This is a genomic window from Cytobacillus oceanisediminis (genome assembly GCF_003182355.1).
Lineage (GTDB): Bacteria > Bacillota > Bacilli > Bacillales > Cytobacillaceae > Cytobacillus > Cytobacillus oceanisediminis_A.
In genome coordinates, this window is the sequence record NZ_QGTW01000006.1 from 234,485 (window position 1) to 253,001 (window position 18,517).

16 protein-coding genes are annotated in these 18,517 nt (G+C 41.0%); 4 read left to right on the plus strand and 12 right to left on the minus strand.

Annotated features, from left to right (window positions below; genetic code table 11):
• Positions 1-115 precede the first annotated feature (115 nt).
• The 6 genes from DFO73_RS13525 to DFO73_RS13550 form a co-directional block, all read right to left on the minus strand.
• Complete coding sequence (locus tag DFO73_RS13525; RefSeq protein ID WP_110065265.1) at positions 116-1,573, minus strand: FAD-binding oxidoreductase; 1,458 nt, start codon at positions 1,571-1,573, stop codon at positions 116-118.
• Positions 1,573-2,928, minus strand: a complete 1,356-nt coding sequence (locus DFO73_RS13530) for a (Fe-S)-binding protein (protein ID WP_110065266.1) — start codon at positions 2,926-2,928, stop codon at positions 1,573-1,575. Before DFO73_RS13530 ends, DFO73_RS13525 begins: the two co-directional genes overlap by 1 nt.
• The gene (locus DFO73_RS13535) at positions 2,929-4,254 is read right to left on the minus strand and encodes an FAD-binding oxidoreductase (protein WP_110065267.1); all 1,326 of its coding nucleotides are present in this window, start codon (positions 4,252-4,254) and stop codon (positions 2,929-2,931) included.
• A 64-nt stretch (positions 4,255-4,318) separates the two neighbouring features.
• A complete protein-coding gene (locus DFO73_RS13540) occupies positions 4,319-5,017 on the minus strand; it encodes a FadR/GntR family transcriptional regulator (protein WP_309043169.1) in 699 nt (232 codons plus the stop codon).
• Between the two features lie 502 nt (positions 5,018-5,519).
• On the minus strand, positions 5,520-6,788 hold the full coding sequence (locus DFO73_RS13545) for a coiled-coil domain-containing protein (RefSeq protein ID WP_110065269.1): 1,269 nt from the start codon (positions 6,786-6,788) through the stop codon (positions 5,520-5,522).
• Between the two features lie 360 nt (positions 6,789-7,148).
• Positions 7,149-7,508, minus strand: a complete 360-nt coding sequence (locus DFO73_RS13550; RefSeq protein WP_110065270.1) for a DUF2294 domain-containing protein — start codon at positions 7,506-7,508, stop codon at positions 7,149-7,151.
• Positions 7,509-7,746: 238 nt separating this feature from the next.
• Between DFO73_RS13550 and fdhD the strand changes: the two genes are divergently transcribed.
• The 3 genes from fdhD to DFO73_RS13565 all read left to right on the plus strand — a co-directional run bounded on the left by fdhD (position 7,747) and on the right by DFO73_RS13565 (position 9,810).
• The gene (fdhD, locus tag DFO73_RS13555; RefSeq protein ID WP_110065271.1) at positions 7,747-8,550 is read left to right on the plus strand and encodes a formate dehydrogenase accessory sulfurtransferase FdhD; all 804 of its coding nucleotides are present in this window, start codon (positions 7,747-7,749) and stop codon (positions 8,548-8,550) included.
• A 370-nt stretch (positions 8,551-8,920) separates the two neighbouring features.
• On the plus strand, positions 8,921-9,346 hold the full coding sequence (locus DFO73_RS13560; protein ID WP_110065272.1) for a CBS domain-containing protein: 426 nt from the start codon (positions 8,921-8,923) through the stop codon (positions 9,344-9,346).
• 125 nt (positions 9,347-9,471) lie between these two features.
• A complete protein-coding gene (locus DFO73_RS13565; protein ID WP_258309473.1) occupies positions 9,472-9,810 on the plus strand; it encodes a hypothetical protein in 339 nt (112 codons plus the stop codon).
• Positions 9,811-9,856: 46 nt separating this feature from the next.
• On the opposite strand, the gene DFO73_RS13570 is transcribed toward DFO73_RS13565, so the two are convergent.
• The 5 genes from DFO73_RS13570 to fdhF form a co-directional block, all read right to left on the minus strand.
• Complete coding sequence (locus DFO73_RS13570; protein WP_110065273.1) at positions 9,857-10,984, minus strand: NADH-dependent flavin oxidoreductase; 1,128 nt, start codon at positions 10,982-10,984, stop codon at positions 9,857-9,859.
• 194 nt (positions 10,985-11,178) lie between these two features.
• The gene (locus tag DFO73_RS13575; RefSeq protein ID WP_110065274.1) at positions 11,179-11,502 is read right to left on the minus strand and encodes an 8-amino-7-oxononanoate synthase; all 324 of its coding nucleotides are present in this window, start codon (positions 11,500-11,502) and stop codon (positions 11,179-11,181) included.
• 15 nt (positions 11,503-11,517) lie between these two features.
• Positions 11,518-12,423, minus strand: coding sequence for an HD domain-containing phosphohydrolase (locus tag DFO73_RS13580; RefSeq protein ID WP_110065275.1), 906 nt, complete (start codon positions 12,421-12,423; stop codon positions 11,518-11,520).
• 368 nt (positions 12,424-12,791) lie between these two features.
• Positions 12,792-13,358: a DUF1641 domain-containing protein gene (locus tag DFO73_RS13585; protein WP_110065276.1), complete on the minus strand. Its 567-nt coding sequence runs from the start codon at positions 13,356-13,358 to the stop codon at positions 12,792-12,794.
• Positions 13,351-16,317, minus strand: coding sequence for a formate dehydrogenase subunit alpha (gene fdhF / locus DFO73_RS13590; protein WP_110065277.1), 2,967 nt, complete (start codon positions 16,315-16,317; stop codon positions 13,351-13,353). The genes DFO73_RS13585 and fdhF overlap by 8 nt, the downstream gene beginning before the upstream one ends.
• A 199-nt stretch (positions 16,318-16,516) precedes the next feature.
• Between fdhF and DFO73_RS13595 the strand changes: the two genes are divergently transcribed.
• Positions 16,517-16,852, plus strand: a complete 336-nt coding sequence (locus DFO73_RS13595) for a cupin domain-containing protein (protein ID WP_309043211.1) — start codon at positions 16,517-16,519, stop codon at positions 16,850-16,852.
• Between the two features lie 247 nt (positions 16,853-17,099).
• Here the strand turns inward: DFO73_RS13595 and DFO73_RS13600 are convergent, their stop codons facing one another.
• Entirely contained in the window at positions 17,100-18,458 is a 1,359-nt protein-coding gene (locus DFO73_RS13600; RefSeq protein ID WP_110065279.1) for an LVIVD repeat-containing protein, read from the minus strand.
• Positions 18,459-18,517: the final 59 nt, after the last annotated feature.

Here is an 18,517-nt window from a genome sequence, read left to right on the forward strand (position 1 = left end):
AAAAAAATAATAGCATGGTTTTCTTTGCCGTTTCAATAATTTTCATGCAATTTGTAATTCTTTTTATTATTCTTAAGCCAGCCCCCTTTCGTTTAAGGGAGGCTGCCGGTTTACTTTATGAAATTGCCTGGGCTTTCATCTCTTTCTTTATCTCCACACAGCGGCTAGGTGACGGGAAGAGTTTCCCTGCATTCAGCAGATTACGAGGATTAAAGACTTCACGGATCTCTGTCTGGGCTGCAATTTCATCTTCAGTGAAAACAAATCGCATCTCTTCCCTCTTCTCAATACCGACTCCATGTTCCCCGGTTATTGTTCCGCCAACATCAGCACACACCTTCAGGCATAGGCTTCCAGCTTCAAGCGCTCTCTCTGATTCTCCAGGTATTCGGGCATCAAACAGGACAAGCGGGTGCAAATTTCCATCCCCTGCATGGAAAATGTTCGCAATTCTTAATCCCGATTCCTCGCTGATCTGGTTGATTCTGCGCAGTACTTCAGGCAGCTTGCTTCGAGGGATAACTCCATCCTGTACTAGATAATCTGGAGATATTGCTCCCATGGCGCCAAAGCCTGTCTTTCGATTCGCCCACCATCTTGCTCTTTCTTCTTCATTCCTGGCTGCACGGACTTCACGGACATTCCGCATTCTGCAAACCTCAAGAATCTGCTCAATTTGTTCATCAATTCCTGCAGCAATTCCATCCACTTCAATAAGCAGGACAGCTTCAATATCTTTCGGGTGTCCAACCGGGAAGGCAGCTGCTTCAACACCTTCAATAGCAGTCTTATCCATCATCTCCAGTGCAGCCGGCACGATACCTGCAGAAATAATATCTGAAACCGCCTGGCTGCCATCCTCGACATTATCAAAATAGGCGAGTACAGTTTGTTTTCCTTCAGGATTCTTAAGAATGCGGACAGTTATTTTAGTAACAATGCCCAGTGTACCTTCCGAGCCTGTAATTAGGCCCAGCAAATCATAACCCGGTGCGTCCGGAATGCCGTCTTTCCCGATTTCGATTATCTCTCCATTGGGCATAACGACTTCAAGACCGAGAATATGATTTGTAGTTACTCCATATTTCAAACAATGGGCACCGCCTGCATTTTCAGCAACATTTCCGCCGATGGTACAGCAATATTGACTGGAAGGATCGGGAGCATAATAATAGCCTTTATCTGATATTGAATTTGTCAGTTTCAGGTTAACAAACCCAGGTTCCACAACAGCCCTGCGGTTTTCAAGATCCACACTAATAAGCTTTTTCATCCGTACCATGCTGATAATGATTTCCCCATTCAGCGGTATGGCGCCGCCGCTCAGTCCTGTTCCTGCCCCCCTGGCAAGAAAAGGCAGATCATTTTCTGCACAGTATTTTACAACATCAGCGACTTCCTGGGTGTCCTTCGGAAAAACGACTGCTTTTGGTAAATGCCTGTGGATGGTAAAACCGTCACAGTCATATGCAAGCAGATCTTCCTTTTGATAAAGAATGGAGCTGGCGCCGCCAACAATATCAGCCAAATTCAAAATATGTTTATCCTTTGATTTAATATTCTTTGCCTTCATTATTCACCCTCCTTCATGCCATCTTCCTTTTTATATGCCCAGTCAAGAAGCTGTACGGTATGAACGATTTTCTGGTTCCGCCCGTATCTTTGAACACCCATCGCCATTTGAAGCATACAGCCCGGATTACCCATTGATATCATCTCTACATCATCAGGTACATTTTCCATTTTGCTCTTTAGAACAGCATCGGCCATCTCTGGATTCGTTATATTATAGATTCCAGCACTTCCGCAGCAGCGGTCTGAGTTTGGCATATGCACCATATCAACTCCAGGGATATCCAATAGGATGTCTCTCGGCTGCTGGCGGATTCCCTGTCCATGTGCAAGGTGGCAGGCATCATGGTAAGTGATTTTTGTATTTAATTCAGCTTTTGGCTTTTCATATCCTGTATCATGAAGATGTTTCGAAATATCCTCTACCTTCTCTGAAAATTCCTCTGCTTTAGCATGCATTTCTGGATCTTCCTTGAATAATTCGGCATATTCCTTCATCATGCATCCGCAGCCTGCTGCATTGACGATCACTTTATCAAAATCCTCAAAGGCCTCCATATTCTGCTTTGCCAGTTTTCTTCCCATTTCCCGGTCACCGGCATGGACATGAAGTGCTCCGCAGCAGGTTTGATTTTGAGGAATGACAACATCATTCCCATTTCTGGTGAGTACATTTATAGTTGATTCATTGATATCGCTGAACATAACATCCATCACACAGCCTGTTAACATGGCAACTTCCTGTTTGGTTTCACCTTTTGCTTTAATCACCTTTACATCTTTATATTTCTTTTTAACAGGCTCTTTCACTTCCGGCATGATTGATTCCATATCAACAAGATGCTGAGGCATGATATTAATCAGCTTCGTCTTACGTATCACTTTTTGCATGCCGCTTTTTTGATAAAACCTTAAAAGGCCTCCAAGAGTGTTCAAGCGATTTTGATGAGGAAATAAGTCATGAAGGAAAAACTTGCTTACTGCTCCCTTTACCCCTGTTAACGGCATAGCTTGGCGGATCTGCCCGCGTGCTTCCTCAATCAAACCGCCTACATCAACATCCGCAGGACAAGCAGTGGTACAGGCACGGCAATCCAGGCATTGAAATACAGGATCCATGAATTGCTCATTCACTTGAAGTTTGCCTTCAGCCACTGACTTAATCAGATGGACACGCCCTCTTGGCGAATGCTGTTCCTGTCCTGTCTGCTCATATGTAGGACAGGATTCAAGGCACATTCCGCAATGGACACAGTCTGCCCATTTTTTTTCATCCGGCGGATCGCTCCATAAATAGTTTCCCAATCCTGACGTGCATGGCGGATCTTGTTTTAAATCGAGTTCCCGGACACTCACTTAAATCCCTCCTACAAACCTGTTTGGGTTTAATGTTTTATGTGGATCTACTTTTGTTTTAATTCCTTGCAGCAGACTGAAGTATGATGGATTCTTTCCCCAGACATTTACTTCTTTTCGAAGTTCAAATGGAATGTGTTTCACTAAGGCGTATCCGCCAGCCTTTTCAGCGATCTCTCTCGCTTCCTTAACCCCAGAGGCTACATCCTTGGCTGCACCTCTGATGATTACCTGGCTCAATCCATGGCCTAAGCCTCCATGTGACTCTACCGTTACGTTAAACATATCTTTAAAAAGCTCAGTTTCCTTTAAAACATCCAGCACATTCAGATTAACCGTACCAATCTTCAAGCAAGCTTCTGTTTCAGCCGGCAATTCTTCAGCTGACCCATTCGGGCTATTCTGGTAAAAGCGATTCCAGAAGAAATCCGCTTCTTCCTTTGAATTTACAGTCAAATTTGCATCTGATGGCAAAATATTTTTTATAAAATTTTCCTGATATCGTACAGAACTTTCCACATCTTCAAAGCTTATCGCAAGAGTATAAAAGTTTATTCCTGTAAGCTTATCTGAAAGCGCTGGGTTTAATAGTTCCATCGTTACTGGCTCAATCATGGAATCAAGCACTTTAACGGTAAATGTTCTTATCTGCTCCAGGTTTCCTTTCGGGAACGATACGAGAACCAGGCTTTCACTTTTCGGCAGCGGTCTTAGCTTTAACGTAATCTCGGTGACAACACCAAGTGTTCCCATTGATCCGATAAATAGCTTATTCATATCGTAACCGGCAACATTTTTAACAACTCTTCCGCCAGACCGGATAACTTTGCCATCGGGATATACTGTCCTTAATCCAATAACCGCATCACGGGCGGATCCGTATCCCAATCTTTTGGGTCCGCTTTCATTTGTCGCAATCACTCCGCCAATTGTAGACCTTTCCGGCCAGAATGGGTCAAGTGAGATCTTTTGATGATGCTTTGACAGATAATCCTGAAGTTCTTTAAAAGGAGTTCCAGCTTTTACAGTTAATGTCATATCGCCAGGCGTATGTTCCACTATTCCTGTAAACCTTTCAAGAGAAAGCAGAATATCTGCCTTTTCATTAAGGCCTCCAAATCCCCGTTTTGTTCCGCCCCCCAGTATGTTAATCGTCAAACCATTTGAATTGGCATATTTTAATACTGCTGAAATTTCTTCTTCCGATTCAGGATAAGCTTTTACATGTCCTGAGTTCCCAAAAGGGTGGGAATCTTTTTCATATGCTGATAATTGATCTTCCCTAAGGATTGTTTTTAACTCGCTAATCGTTTCTGATGCAATCAAAACAAACACCACCTATTGTTTCTTAATAACAAACAATGTTTCTCGTGAATTTCAAAAAAATACATTATTGTTCCTGAAGAATACTCATTTGTAAAAGCCGCTCCACCAGTTCTAAATGTTCAATCATATTTTTATGTGCCTGCTCTGGCTGCTGATTTTTAATTGATAAATAGATTCCGAGATGCTGCTGCCCGATTTTTTTGGCCGTTTCAGGCTGTGTTTGGATGTACTGGTGGAAATCCATCATCGACTTTTTCATTGTTTCCGATATAAATTGTACAAACTGGATGAGGATATCATTTCCTGCTGCATGGGCAATGGCCATGTGAAATTGGTAATCCTCCTCCCATCCATGGATAGCTGTATCTGAAATCAACTTAGTCATTTTGCTTAGATCCTCATCCGAGCGATTTCCCGCCGCCATTTCTGCAAGGCCGGCTTCGACCATTTTTCTGGCCTGAAACAATTCCTGGATGTCTTTAATGCCAGGAAGCAAGTGGTGGCTGTTAAATAATTTCGAGGAATCAAACTTACAAATATAAGTTCCTTCACCCTGCTTAACCTGAACAATCCCTTTTCCCTGCAGCGATGTTAAAGCATCCCTGACAGCGGAGCGCCCAACACCAAATAAATCACATAATTCTCTGACAGAAGGAAGCTTCTCACCGGGCTGAAAGGAACCCTTCGCAATCATCTCTTCGATTTGTTCTGCAACCAAATCTGAAATTTTCCTATTAGAAATTTTTTTTACATTCACGCTCATGCCCCCTTTCATTTCAGACATCACATATCTGATAAGTTACTTGTTAATTATTATTAAAGCATGACAAATTATATTAATCAATAAAATATTTAGAATTCACTTAATATTATAAGTATTTTATATCTTCCTTCTTATTTTCTGGTTTATCTTGTAGGATGAAGGGCTTACATTTTTATTTTGCTGCCTTTCCTGCAAGAATTACTTTTTTAAAAAATAAGCTCTTTTAAACTTTGGCTGTTGATTTCCTCACCAAGCCTCGCTTATCCTTTGCGCTCCGTGAGCCACCGCGGTGCTATGCGCCTGTGTGGTCTCCCTTTGACCAACTGTTCCCGAAGGACATTGAATAATCATCCGTGAATAAACACCTTACGAAGGAAATGCGAATGCACTTTCGAGAAGCTCGCGCCTTACGCTCCAATCAATATAATGCCAAAATCAACAATTGCCAAAAATAAAAAAACCTGACCAGCCATGCTTTCGCATGGTGATCAGGTTTCCCCTATTAGTCTATAACGCGCACTACGCGGCCATTAAATACACTCTTCCAATAGCCGCTGGACATATTGGCAATAGCGACTCCTGTTGAGCTTTGGGAACCGATGAATTTTCCGCCGCCTAGATATATGCCCACATGGCCATCTTTTTTATATGTATCAAAGAAAACAAGGTCTCCCGGCTTCATTTCGCTTGCAGAAACCTGGCGTCCCGCATATTTTAAAGAATCTGTGCTGGCCCCTACCTTTATTCCTGCTTGAGCAAAAGACCAATGAACAAAACCTGAGCAATCAAATCTTCCGTTTGTAATATCATTGGCATTTCTGCCACCGCCAAACACATAAACAGAGTTGCCTATATATTTGTTGCCGGCAGTTGTGACTATATTAACCGCACTGCTTCCATTTACTGATTGCTTAGGTGCAGAACTGTTGGAGCTGCCTGATTTGTTCCCGCTTACAGATGTTGGTACTGTCCCTGCAGATGATCGTACTGAAGTTGAAGCTGCAGTTTGAGCAGCTATGCTTTGCTCTATTTCAGCAAGTAATGACGCATATTTACTATCTTCACTTTGAAGCTTCGCCTTCTTTTCAGCAATACCACTCTCTTTTTCTTTCAGCTGCTGAATTAGTGAATGATTTTGCTTTTTTTGTTCAACCATATTAGCCTGCATGCCTTCAAACTCGGTCATCATGCTGGTCAATTTGGACAACTCTGCTACAACTGCAGCCTTTTTCTCTTCAAGTTCTCTTTTATCCTTTTCTTGTTCCAGCATTAATTGTTTGTCTGCCTGAACAAATGTCGTAACTGCACCAACACGGTCAACAAAATCACTGAAGCTTGACGCACCAAGCAGAACATCCAGATAAGCTACTGTTCCGCCACTTTCCTGGAACGACTGGGCTCGCTGCTTTAAAACTCCGCTTCGCTTTTCAATTCTTTCTTCAATGATCCCCATTTCCGCTTTTAATTTATCTAACTCCGATTGTGTACTTGTAATATTACTTTGTGTTTCTTCTATTATTTTATTATTATCTTCAATTGCTTTCTCTACTCTTTGAATCTTTATATTTAGTTCGGCAATTTCCTTTAATACTGAAACAAGTTCCTGATCAGCCTTGGCAAGGCTTGCTTGTACGTCTGATCGCTGCAGTTGGATTTCACTTTTTTGATTATGTAATTTATTAATAGATTCAGCATGAACGCCCGGAATAGAAAAAGCACTTCCAAGGCCAAGCATTATTGTGGTATTTAAAACGAGCAGCCCTTTTTTCAAGATTATTACCTGCTTTCTGATATGTACCCGGCCAATAACTCGCCAGCATATGGATTATATAAAACTTTTGCCCTATGTATTTAAAAATATTAAGTGAATACTCATTAGTAAATTTGTCTTTCCATGGAGGATTATACCATCGTTATTTGACAGGCTTGTAATATTAATATTACAAAAATATTTCATTTGTGACATTAAACCTCTTTTTTCGCCAATTCCGTAAGACATTTTTCCTGTTTTTTCTTCAAATTATAAAAGAAAAGGCTGAACCCGTAATTTAGAAAACTCACGATTTCAGCCTATTGTATTTATACTTTTTAAATAGAAGGAACTCGACAAATTTCTAAAAAGTTTTATCTTTTAACTTCTGAATTTACTTTGTATGTCCTGATCGAAAACAAAAACTGACATCCCAAAATCACGTTCAATATCAATGTCAACAAACAGGTCGATAAGTTTCGCCTGCAAAAACTCTTCCATTTCTGCTGGACGATTTTTCTTATACATTTCTTTTACCATTTCTGTTCGGGCTGCACGGAGCATTTGTTTTCCTTCATCTGCACTGGCAATAAACTTTTCTACAGGAGACAGGTTCCCTTCCATCTCACAAATAGCCCAATTTTTACAAAAAGTTGTTCTGACTTGGCTTGGCCCTTTACCCATGTGCTTTTTCCTGAAGGAACGTACTAAATTACTAAATTCAGCTTCATACTTATTCATCTTTCCAACCCTCAAATACCCATTTATTGTCCCTAATTACTATCTATTAAATAAGCGCTTAAACTAGGATTCGCTGTAATAAGTTAAGCAATTATCGCTATAATTGTCAAACAAAAAAGCTGGTGCCAGGTACCTATTCCAATAGGCGAACAGGTGCAGATGCATTTTAATTTCTTGCCTAACTGAGAATTTGTGCTAATATTTTTGTTAGTTAAACAGAATTTAGGAGGCGGCTTACATGGACAGCCAAATCAGCAACAGCAGAAAAATTGTTAAATTTCAGGATGGGGTTCTGCAGGAAACTCATGATGAAATTGTTACAGAACACCCTTTAACCATTCACCTGAATGGAGAGGAGTTCGCCACTATGGTTTGCAGCCCAGACAACATCAAGGAGCTGACAATTGGCTTTCTGGCTTCAGAAGGTTTTATCCGTAAAATAGACGAAATTAAAAATATACAAATAGACGAAAGCAAAGGCTATGCATACGTAGATTTACATGTTAAGACTGTCACCGCAAGCCATGAGTTCCATTCTAAAAGATTTATCGGTTCATGCTGCGGAAAAAGCAGGCAATTTTACTTCCATAATGATGCACGTACGGCTAAAACCTCTACTTCCAAAATGACTTTGACCCCCCTTCAGTGTATATCTTTTATGAAGGATCTTCAGAAAGGCAGTGTTACTTTCCAAGAAACCGGAGGGGTACATAATGCCGCATTATTTTCTGCCGATGAGTTAATTGTAAGCAGAACCGATATCGGACGCCATAATGCACTGGATAAAATCCTTGGCTACTGTATTGAAAACCGTATTCCTGTCAGGGATAAAATTATCGCATTTAGCGGCAGAATTTCATCAGAAGTTTTATTAAAAGCTGCAAAAATTGGAGTTGGCATCATCCTTTCAAAATCCGCCCCTACTAATCTTGCTATTAAGCTAGCAGATGATTTGAATATTACCGCAGTTGGTTTTATTCGCGGAAACACCTTTAATGTTTATTCACACCCGGAAAGAATTATTTCAGGGCAGAAAAGTTAATTTATCCTGAACACAAAAAATATATAAGAATAACAAAAATAAGAATCCGGTTTGGGTTCTTTTTTTTAGGCTCTGTTTAACTTGCCTATCTATATTCACTCAGGAAGCTCAGCGAACCGAGGGCGATCCAACGCTCCCCGGGCACCTTATGCATGCAGGAGTTCTCCCTTCGATTCACTTCTCCAGCTGGAGTTTCGCGCCTTCCTTTCAAATCAACAGGGTATCAACATGAGCGTTAACAATGCCTTTTTTTATATAGAATCTTTATTTTATCAATTACTGGTTATTTTTCACATCACGTTTCGCACCCGCTTCCACAGGGAAATCAATTCATATCAGGATAACAAATTCTTATAAGGAGGCAATACAAATGAAAATAACTGAAATGATGACAACAGAGGTAGAAAGCTGTTCACCAAATGCTACCCTTATGGAAGTTGCAGCAAAAATGAAGGAGTTGGATGTTGGTGTAATGCCTATTACACAAAAAGATGAATTAATCGGCTTAGCAACTGACAGAGATCTTGTATTAAAAGGCCTTGCAGAAGAATTGCCGCTCGATGCACCGGTTTCCCAAGTAATGACCGGCGATCCGGTGAGGGGGACAGTAACCATGACACCTGAAGAAGCAGCGGATATTATGGCAGATGTCCAAATTCGCCGCCTTCCAATTGTAGATGACGGCAAGCTTGTAGGAATCGTGTCTTTAGGTGACCTAGCCGTCCATAACAGGACAGAATCCGATGCAGGAGAAGCTCTGGAAGAAATCTCCTATCCTTCTGAACCAAATAAATAACTAACCAGAATGGATCTCTTTTCGGGGATCCATTTCTTTTCGATTTCCCTTGGTAAAACTTTCTTATTTCAACTCACTTTTTTGCATATAGGTGAATACCCTATTTATGCAAAGGAGGAATGCTTATGTATTATTTTAACGCACATGGGAATCTGCCAGTTTCTTGGAGCCGTGAAGACCAGGATTTCAGGGACGCCAAGAGCCAATGCCAAAAATACATGAATTACCATGTAATTGCTCAAATGAAGGATGGTTCTCAAGTTGAAGGCATCATAGAGGATATGGATGATGAAGGCGTAACAATGATGGTACCTGAAGATGTGGAAGAAAATGACTCAAGAACATATGGCTATGGGGGATATGGCGGCTACGGAAGAAGGAGATTCCGCCGCTATCGCAGACGCCGCTTTCCATTCTACGTTTTCGCTTTCCCATTCATTTTTCCATATCCTTTTTACTATTAAGCGACTGAAAAAACCAAGGAGCTTTTGTAATCCCCTTGGTTTTTTGCTATTCAACACCCGGGAACCAGCCAGGTGTATTAATAATTGCCTGCCATAGCGGATCCGGAACAACTAAACGATCCTGGGCATTTTTATCAAGCTTTATTAGAATTTCTTCTTCGCGCCCGCTTTGAATCTTTTCCACCCAATCCGGATCGATTATAAGCTGCCGACCTAATGCAATTAAAGGAACACCACTCTTTTCCAATGCATGAAGGGCTTCCTCAGCACCATATAGAGAGCCCACACCAATAACTGGTATGCGATGTCCAACACGCTCCTGAATAATTTCCATGCGGGAACGTTTTTCCTCCACTCCTCTTCTTGGTTCAGACCAAAAATCCTGCAGGGAAACATGGAGATAATCCAGACCCTTCTCCGCCAAAACATCAATTAAGGCTAAAGTATCAGCCATTGTAATTCCTGGTATTTCCGGCTCTTCCGGGGAAAAACGGTAGCCTGCAAGAAAAGGCCCTTTTGCATGTTTAGAAACAGTTTTCTTTACCTCTTCTATAATCGCCAATGGGAATGCCATTCTTTTCTCAAGACTGCCTCCCCATTGATCTTCACGCCGGTTAGAGTGCGGGGAGAAGAATTGCTGAATTAAATAGCCATTTGCTCCATGAATTTCAACTCCGTCATACCCTGCCTCTATAGCACGCCGTGTTGCCTCACCAAATGCTTTAATTATCTCTTCTGTTTCCTGCCCGCTAAGTGCCCTTGGCTCCTTTGAACCTCCGCGTTCAGATGCAACAGGACTTGCGGAAACAATGTCACCATCCGGCACCAGCTCAGGGGGACATTCTCTTCCCCCATGAAAAATTTGCAGAACTGCTTTGGCACCTTGCTCTTTTATCGCAGAAGCAAGCCTTTTTAAACTCGGAACCATCTCATCCGAATGTCCTGCAAACTCCCCATGAAACCCTTTTCCGTTAGCTGTTACATAGGTGCATGCGGTGATTACCATGCTAACGCCTTTCGAGCGGCGGGCATAATACTCAACTTCTGCATCAGATACAGTCCCATCCTCGTTTGATGAAAAATTAGTCATTGGTGCCATTATGACACGATTTTTAAGCGATATGCCATTCGAAAAAGTAAAGTCTTCAAAAAGCGGTTGAAATTTTGGATCCATTGCTGTCTTCCCTCTCTGTAAATTTATATGTTTTCTCTGTCAAGTTATAAAAACACCGTTTTATTTTCTTTAAAACCGGCCACTTTTATGTAATACCTTTAATACATGTTTTTGAAACGGAACTATGTTACTTTTTAGTATATTAAAAAAACAATTCAAAAAGAGAACTTTTGAATTGTTTTTTAATAAACATATTAATTGTACAATGCAACTGGAGGATCAATTCCTAAAACGGGTTCACCATTAACAGTTAACCAAATGTAGTAATGATCAATTTCAGTATTTAGGATTTTCTCAACTTTTGCGATTAAACTCTCTTGCATTTCAAATGATAGCCTGGCAGTTTCTTCTCCCAATGAGATATCCTGTAAACCAAATAAATCTGCAATCTTTCTTGCTTCTTCGTAGGACACCTCTACATATTTATCATACTCTGATAAGTATGCCGCTTCTGCTGGTTTAATAGTAAGTAAAGTACCAATTAAAAATGTCATCATAACAAGTCCTAATTTCTTCATACAGCTCTCCCCTTATTAATTTATTTTATTTTCATGTACAAGCATTAGAAATGTATCAAGCACTTCAGGATGATACATAGTACCACGGCATCTCCTAAGCTCTTCTACTGCTTCACTTTTTAATCGACCTTTTTTATAAACCCGGTCTGTTGTTATAGCATCATAAGAATCTACTATTGATATAATTGAAGCTTCGATTGAGATGTCTTTCCCTGATATTCTATTAGGATATCCCAGTCCATCATATCTTTCGTGGTGCTGTTCTACTATTTTTCCAGCATCCGTTAGTAATGAAAGTCCAGTTTCTTCTAAGATTTCTCTTCCAAAGGTTGAATGTTGCTTCATTAACTCCCATTCATCAGAGGTTAACTTCCCTGGCTTTTGTAATATTTCCAAGGGGATTCGCAACTTACCGACATCATGCAAAAATGATGCAACATTCAAGACCATTAATTGCTTCGAATTCAAACCAATTTCTTTACCAACCAGCATACACATCTTATTTATGCGATGACAATGATCTTTTGTATAACCGTCTTTTTGCTCTATTGAAACTGAAAGCTCCATTAATTCCTTTGTGGCTTTGCTGTAATGATGAAAAAAAGGTTGTGAAGTTATATATAGAAATTCCGCTGTTCCCACTGCTTGAAATACGTAATGCTCTTCTACAGGTGTCCTATAAAAAGAATCCCCTGTTCTTACTGTCTTTGTTTCATTTTTGTACCTAAGAATTAATTCTCCAGAAAGCACATACAAATATTCTAGAGCTTCCCATCCTTCCTGAGGTTCGATTCCCCACATCACTCCAGGATCCAACTTATGATATATAACTTCTGTTCCGTCCCCGGAAGCGATTAAGGAGATTTGTAATCCCTTCATGTGGACTGTTTCAATGAAACTATCTTCATTTATAATGCCCACTTAATTACCCTCTTTCTAAAACTTTCTCTTATGGTGCTGTATGTTTAATGTTTTTTGTATGAAACTAGTCTCTTTAGATTTTATGTAACTCTTTTTTTCCTATACTGACATTCTAGTACATGATTTTCCATATTTCCACAAAAATTTTACTAGTTCCTTGATTTTCATGATAATGTTACCAATTAACACATCTATTTACCTGCTATTATTCCAAATAAAGTATTTTATATGACTAATAGTAGGGTTCCTCCTAAAGTGTGAGTTAGAGTGGTGTCTATACTCATATCTTACTGAGGAGCCCTATTTTTTTCAAAGTCGAAAAATAATTAAAACCCAGAGACCGCTCCGGTCTCTGGGTTTGTGCTATATTACTCTCTTTTATTTGGTGAAACATCTTTTTCGTTATTCTCCCTTTTATGAAGATTCTGATCTTCGGGAAGCTGTGTCGTTCTTTCCATTCCGCTTGTATCTTCTCCCATCCCTTTTAGGAAGGTAATCAGCAGTGTGACAGCCCTGTTCACTTCCGGGTCTTTTAATACCCTTACTAAATCAAAATAGCTCGTTCTTTCATCTGTTTCTTTATATTCGGCAACACGGGCTATACCGGAATTTAATTTAAGCAGCAATGGCTCCAGCTGCTGGACATTTACCGTACCTAGTGTACCAACCATTAGAAGCAGGTTTTTAATCGTGTTTGTGGCTTCTGGTTTGTCTACCGCTTTTACAAGCACGTTCAATACTTTGTCTCCTTGTCCAAACAAGCCGTTTAATAGAGAAAGAACCCCCCTATCATGCATATGGTTAACAACTGAAAGGAGTTCGAGAATGGATTCCTTATTATCAATAAGGGCATTTTCCACTTCTTCCAAGTCCTTTTTGCGTTTGTCCTCCGGACTTAATTCGAAACGCTTAATATTATTAATCGCTTTAGCCATTCTGCTTCCGCTCCTTTTTCACCATATCTCCAGGGAAAACATAATCCTTTCGTGCCCACTTTTTCTGAACATTGACACCAATCTGCGGCTGGGGATTTCCAAAGCGGTGATTTATTTTTGGAAGTGGATTGATTCCTTCCTCACTCAGGATTTCAAGTTTTGCCCGTGTTTCCTTGTATGCAGGCGTATCCGTATCTTTATCGGCATAGCTGCTTGTCAATAGGTTGATTGCTGCTTCGCCTCTATCATTCATCGGCAGATAGACCTCTTTGCCTTTAACCCTGTCGGTTATATGGCATTTCACTTTAACATTTCCGTATGGAGAGGTTAAACGAACCAGTGTACCATCTTTCAGGCCGCGTTCGGCAGCAAGATCAGGTGAGACTTCCAAGAAGACTTCCGGTGTCTTTGAGCTGATTCCCTTGGATTTATATGTCATATTCCCTTCGTGGAAATGCTCAAGCAGGCGGCCATTATTGACATGAATATCATATTCGATCGGGAACTCAAGAGTAGGTGTCCAATCGACTGGATAAAGCCTGGCTTTTCCATCCGGGAATGGGAAGCCTTCTGTATACAAGAGCGGACTGTCTGTTCCATCCTCCGCAACTGGCCATTGCAGACTCTTGTAGCCTTCCAATCTCTCATAAGTAACACCTGAGTAAATCGGCATGAGCATAGCTGCTTCTGCCATTATTTCGCCTGGATGAGTGTAAGTCCATCCCGCTCCCAGACGATTGGCAATCTCTATGATTATCTGCCAGTCAGGCTTGGAATCTCCCAGCGGCTCAAATGCCTGGTATAATCGCTGAATTCTTCTTTCTGTATTCGTAAAAGTTCCTTCTTTTTCAAGGCTTGGACTTGCAGGAAGAACGACATCGGCAAACTCAGCCGTACGGGAAAGGAAAATGTCTTGGACTACAAAGAAATCCAGTTTTTCAAAAGCCGCCTGGACATAGTTGATATTGGAATCAACAAGACCCATATCCTCCCCCTTTAGATACATTGCTTTCAAATGGCCTTCATGGACACCCTCTACCATTTCGTGGTTGTTCATTCCCACTTTCTCTGGAAGCCTTACTCCCCATGCATTTTCAAACTTCTTTCTCACTTCAGGTTCTGTAACCTTTTGATATCCCGGCAAGTTATCCGGGCTGCTTCCAAAGTCTCCAGCCCCTTGTACATTATTATGGCCCCTTAAAGGATAGGCGCCTGCACCGGGCTTAGCGTAATTTCCTGTTACGAGTAGCAGGTTGGAAATGGCCGTACTTGTATCACTTCCGCCAAGGTGCTGAGTAACCCCCATTGCCCATAAAGCACAAACGGAATTTGCTTCATGGATCATTTCTGCTATTTTAATTAAATTTTCTTTTGATATCCCCGTTGTTTTTTCTGCGTATTCGATCGTAAACTTCTCAAGATTTTGGACAAATTCTGTTAATCCATTTACTTTTTCTTGTAAAAATTTCTCGTCAGCCCATCCTTGATCGATAATATATTTTATAACCGCTGATAGCCAAACCATATCGGTACCTGCTCGCGGGCGAACGAATAGGTCAGAACGCTCAGCCATTTCATGTTCCCTTAAATCTGCGACGATTACCTTTTGGCCGTTAAGCTTTTGGGAACGTTTCACCCTTGTGGATAGTACAGGGTGCGATTCAGATGTATTCGAACCTATAATCAGCACCAATTCCGAGTTCCTGATATCTTCGATTGAACCGGCATCTCCTCCATGCCCTACTGTCCGGAATAATCCAACAGTAGCAGGTGTCTGGCAATATCTTGAGCAGTTATCAACATTATTTGTTCCTATTACAGCTCTGCCAAGCTTCTGCATTAAGTATGATTCTTCATTCGTACATTTTGAGGATGTAATGAAGCTGAGGGCATCAGGTCCGTTTTTCTCTTTTATTTCAGTAAATTTCCGTGCAATCAGGTCCAAAGCTTCCTCCCATTCAGCTTCCCGGAATGAATCTCCTTCCCGGATTAGTGGTTTCGTTAAGCGTTCCTCACTGTTAACAAAGTCCCAGCCGAATTTCCCTTTTACACAAGTTGAGATTCCATTAGCAGGCGCTTCTGCCTGAGGTTCCACCTTCAGGATTTCTCTTCCCTTTGTCCATACATCAAAGCTGCAGCCAACTCCACAGTAAGTACAGACAGTCTTTGTCTTTTTGATTTTCTCCTCACGCATGGCTGCTTCCATATCAGATATTGTCAGGATTGATCCATAGCCTGTCTCGACGTTTTTGGTGATTTCAATCATTGGGCGCAGCGTATTTTTTGCGATTCCTGTTAAAAAGCCTGCTTCCCCTTCCATTCCTTTTTCCATCATGGCATTACACGGGCAAACGGTGGAGCAATGTCCACAGGAAACACACGAGGATTCATTGATTGGCACATCATTATCCCAAATGACTCTTGGGCGCTGGCGTTCCCAGTCGATCGTAAGCGTCTCTGTAACCTGGACATCCTGGCATGCCTCAACACACCGGCCGCATAGAATGCACTGGTCAGGGTCGTATCGGTAAAAAGGGTGCGAATCATCTCTTTCATATGGTTTTTGATCGAAAGGGATGCTTTGATGATTAATTTTCATAGCTTTAACAGTGTTATGTACTTCGCATCCCCCATTGTTGTAGTCACAGACTGTACAGTACAGTTCATGGTTGTAGAGGATTTTATCCATGGCGATGGTCTGGGCTTGCTTAACATCGGGGTCGACTGTATCAATGACATCCCCATTTTTAATTTTTGTTGAACAGGAACGCACCAGTTCTCCATTAACAGAAACAATGCATGTATCACATGTTTCGATTGCACCAAGGCTTGGGTGATAGCATACCTGCGGAATTTCAATCGAACTATCATTTAATAATTGCAAAACGGTTTGATCCGGATTTGCCTTCATTTCTATTCCATTTATTTTTATATTCAGAGAATCTGGCAAGTAAATCATCATCCTTTCAAAAAAATCAATTTCTAAGTTTTCCCTACCCTTGTATAAAAAAGTTAAACGTTTAGTAAATGATATTGGCTAATATTGATGGGCATTCTCATAAAAGCGAAGTAAGTGATATAAATCATCACTTTGATCATTGAAATTCATTATCATTAAGGGCGTAAACCAAAAACTTTTGGAGGTTATTAAATTGGAAATGCAATCAATTGAATCAGCAATAGAATATAGTGATAAACAGTTTACAAAAAGGATTCTTTTTAAAAAGGGAGGGAGTACAGTATTCGTACTTAACTTTATGTCTGGACAGCAGCTTCCTGCCCATAAACATCCGGGTACTGAAGTATACTTATTGGTTCTTCAAGGGAACGGAACACTTACTATAAACGGGGAGCCAACTGAAGTATCTGAAAAAGCTGTGATTCATGCGGACGGAGAAGAAGAGTTTTCTTTTAAAAACAGCGGAAACGATCCGGTCAGCCTTTATGTTATGCTGAACAAAATACCAGATGAAAGATATGCCCAGGATATTTAACCAATAAGAAAAACACCTCCTGCAAGTCATAATTATAATTACGACTTAAGGGGTGTTTTTTCTTTGTCTCATTTAGCTAGGTCTCTTCACATCAGCCGTTTTTCTATCAGCACTCATATTCAGCCAGCTATCCTCGACTCTACTTGCGCCTCTCCATTTTTCAGAAGATGCCCATTAACATGATTGCCCAAACTAATCCTCAAAAGAAATCATGAGCCTATAAGGAAGCTGCTGCCTTTTAATCGTATTATTGGCTGCCGTTCTTTTGCAAAACTTTTAACCCTGTACCCATATCGGATGCCAGCACATAATTGCGGTCTACAAAAACGCCCCAAATGTTTGATCTGCTTGGAATATAAACCCCAATTTCTTCTGGATTAGATGGATCCGTGATGTCAACTGTTCTAACCCCGCCTGAATAATGGGATAAATAAAGGGTATTGCCCTGCACCTTTGGATCATGGACAGTAGCCCCGCCTGGAATTGTTTCTGTAAAATCCGTTCTAAAGGTGCTTAATAGCTTCGGATTTGTTTTATCTTTAATATCATAAATCATCGTATAGCCGTAAGCTGATTCGAAGCCCTCTCTAACCGGACCGAATACCTCCCTTGTCTCAACTAGTACAGTACCGCCTTTAGCTAAATCCATGGAATGTGCTGCACCTTGTACATCATTGGCAAAGTCCGTTCTGCCAAGATAGACTGGATTCTTGGCATCGCTGATATCAAGCATAATGGTTCCTAAATCCCAGTAAGAGAGGAAAGCTGTTTTTCCAGTTCCATCCGTTTTGACACTATGAGCAAATGCCGTTCGCTTAATCCCTTCTTCGTCAGTCCAATTGTAGCCGTCGTAGTTCTCGTCACTGACTTCGGAAATATAGTCGCGTGGATTAAATTCATAAATGGTTTCCGGACTTGATGGCTTGGAAACGTCAACAATCGTAACATCCATTTTTTCACCATGCGAGTAGTAATCAGCATAGCAATTAGCAGTCAGGACATAAACATTATCTCCTTGTACTGTTAAATACAGCTCATGGGTACCTCTCGCACCTGAAGCATCTTCCCAGAAACCAAGCTTCTTTGGCTCACGAGGGTTGGTCACATCATATAAGATAAAACCGCCTTTCGAGTTAGGATCAAAACGTTCTAGCTTCTGGACACTGACAGCTGCTAAGTCCCCTTTGAAATGCTCAGTATTAACAGTTTTTACAATTACCTTCTCCTGCCAGGTACCTGGAATATCAGCAAATGCAGCTACTTCTACAGGATTTGAAGGGTCCTTCATATCAAAAACACGAACTCCGCCGCCTCCTCCATTTGCTGAGTGTGTACCTAAATATGCATAACCTTTATGGGCATAAACATCACCCGTAGAGTTTTTTACACCTTCACGGATTTCCTTTAACGGTACAGCAGCCACCTCCTGAAGGTTGCCAGTATTCTTGCTGCCTTCAAGCAAAGGAACTGCCAATTCCACACCAGCAAGACTATCGCCTTTTTCAGCCCCTCCGCCTAGTTCATCATGAGCAAAAACCGAGGCTCCTCCTGCCGAAAACACCAATGCTCCTGCAAGTGCAGTATTCATTAAAATTTTCTTTTTCAACTGTATTCCTCCCTTAATGAAATTTGATAACCACCTATGTAGTCATTCATGATCTATTT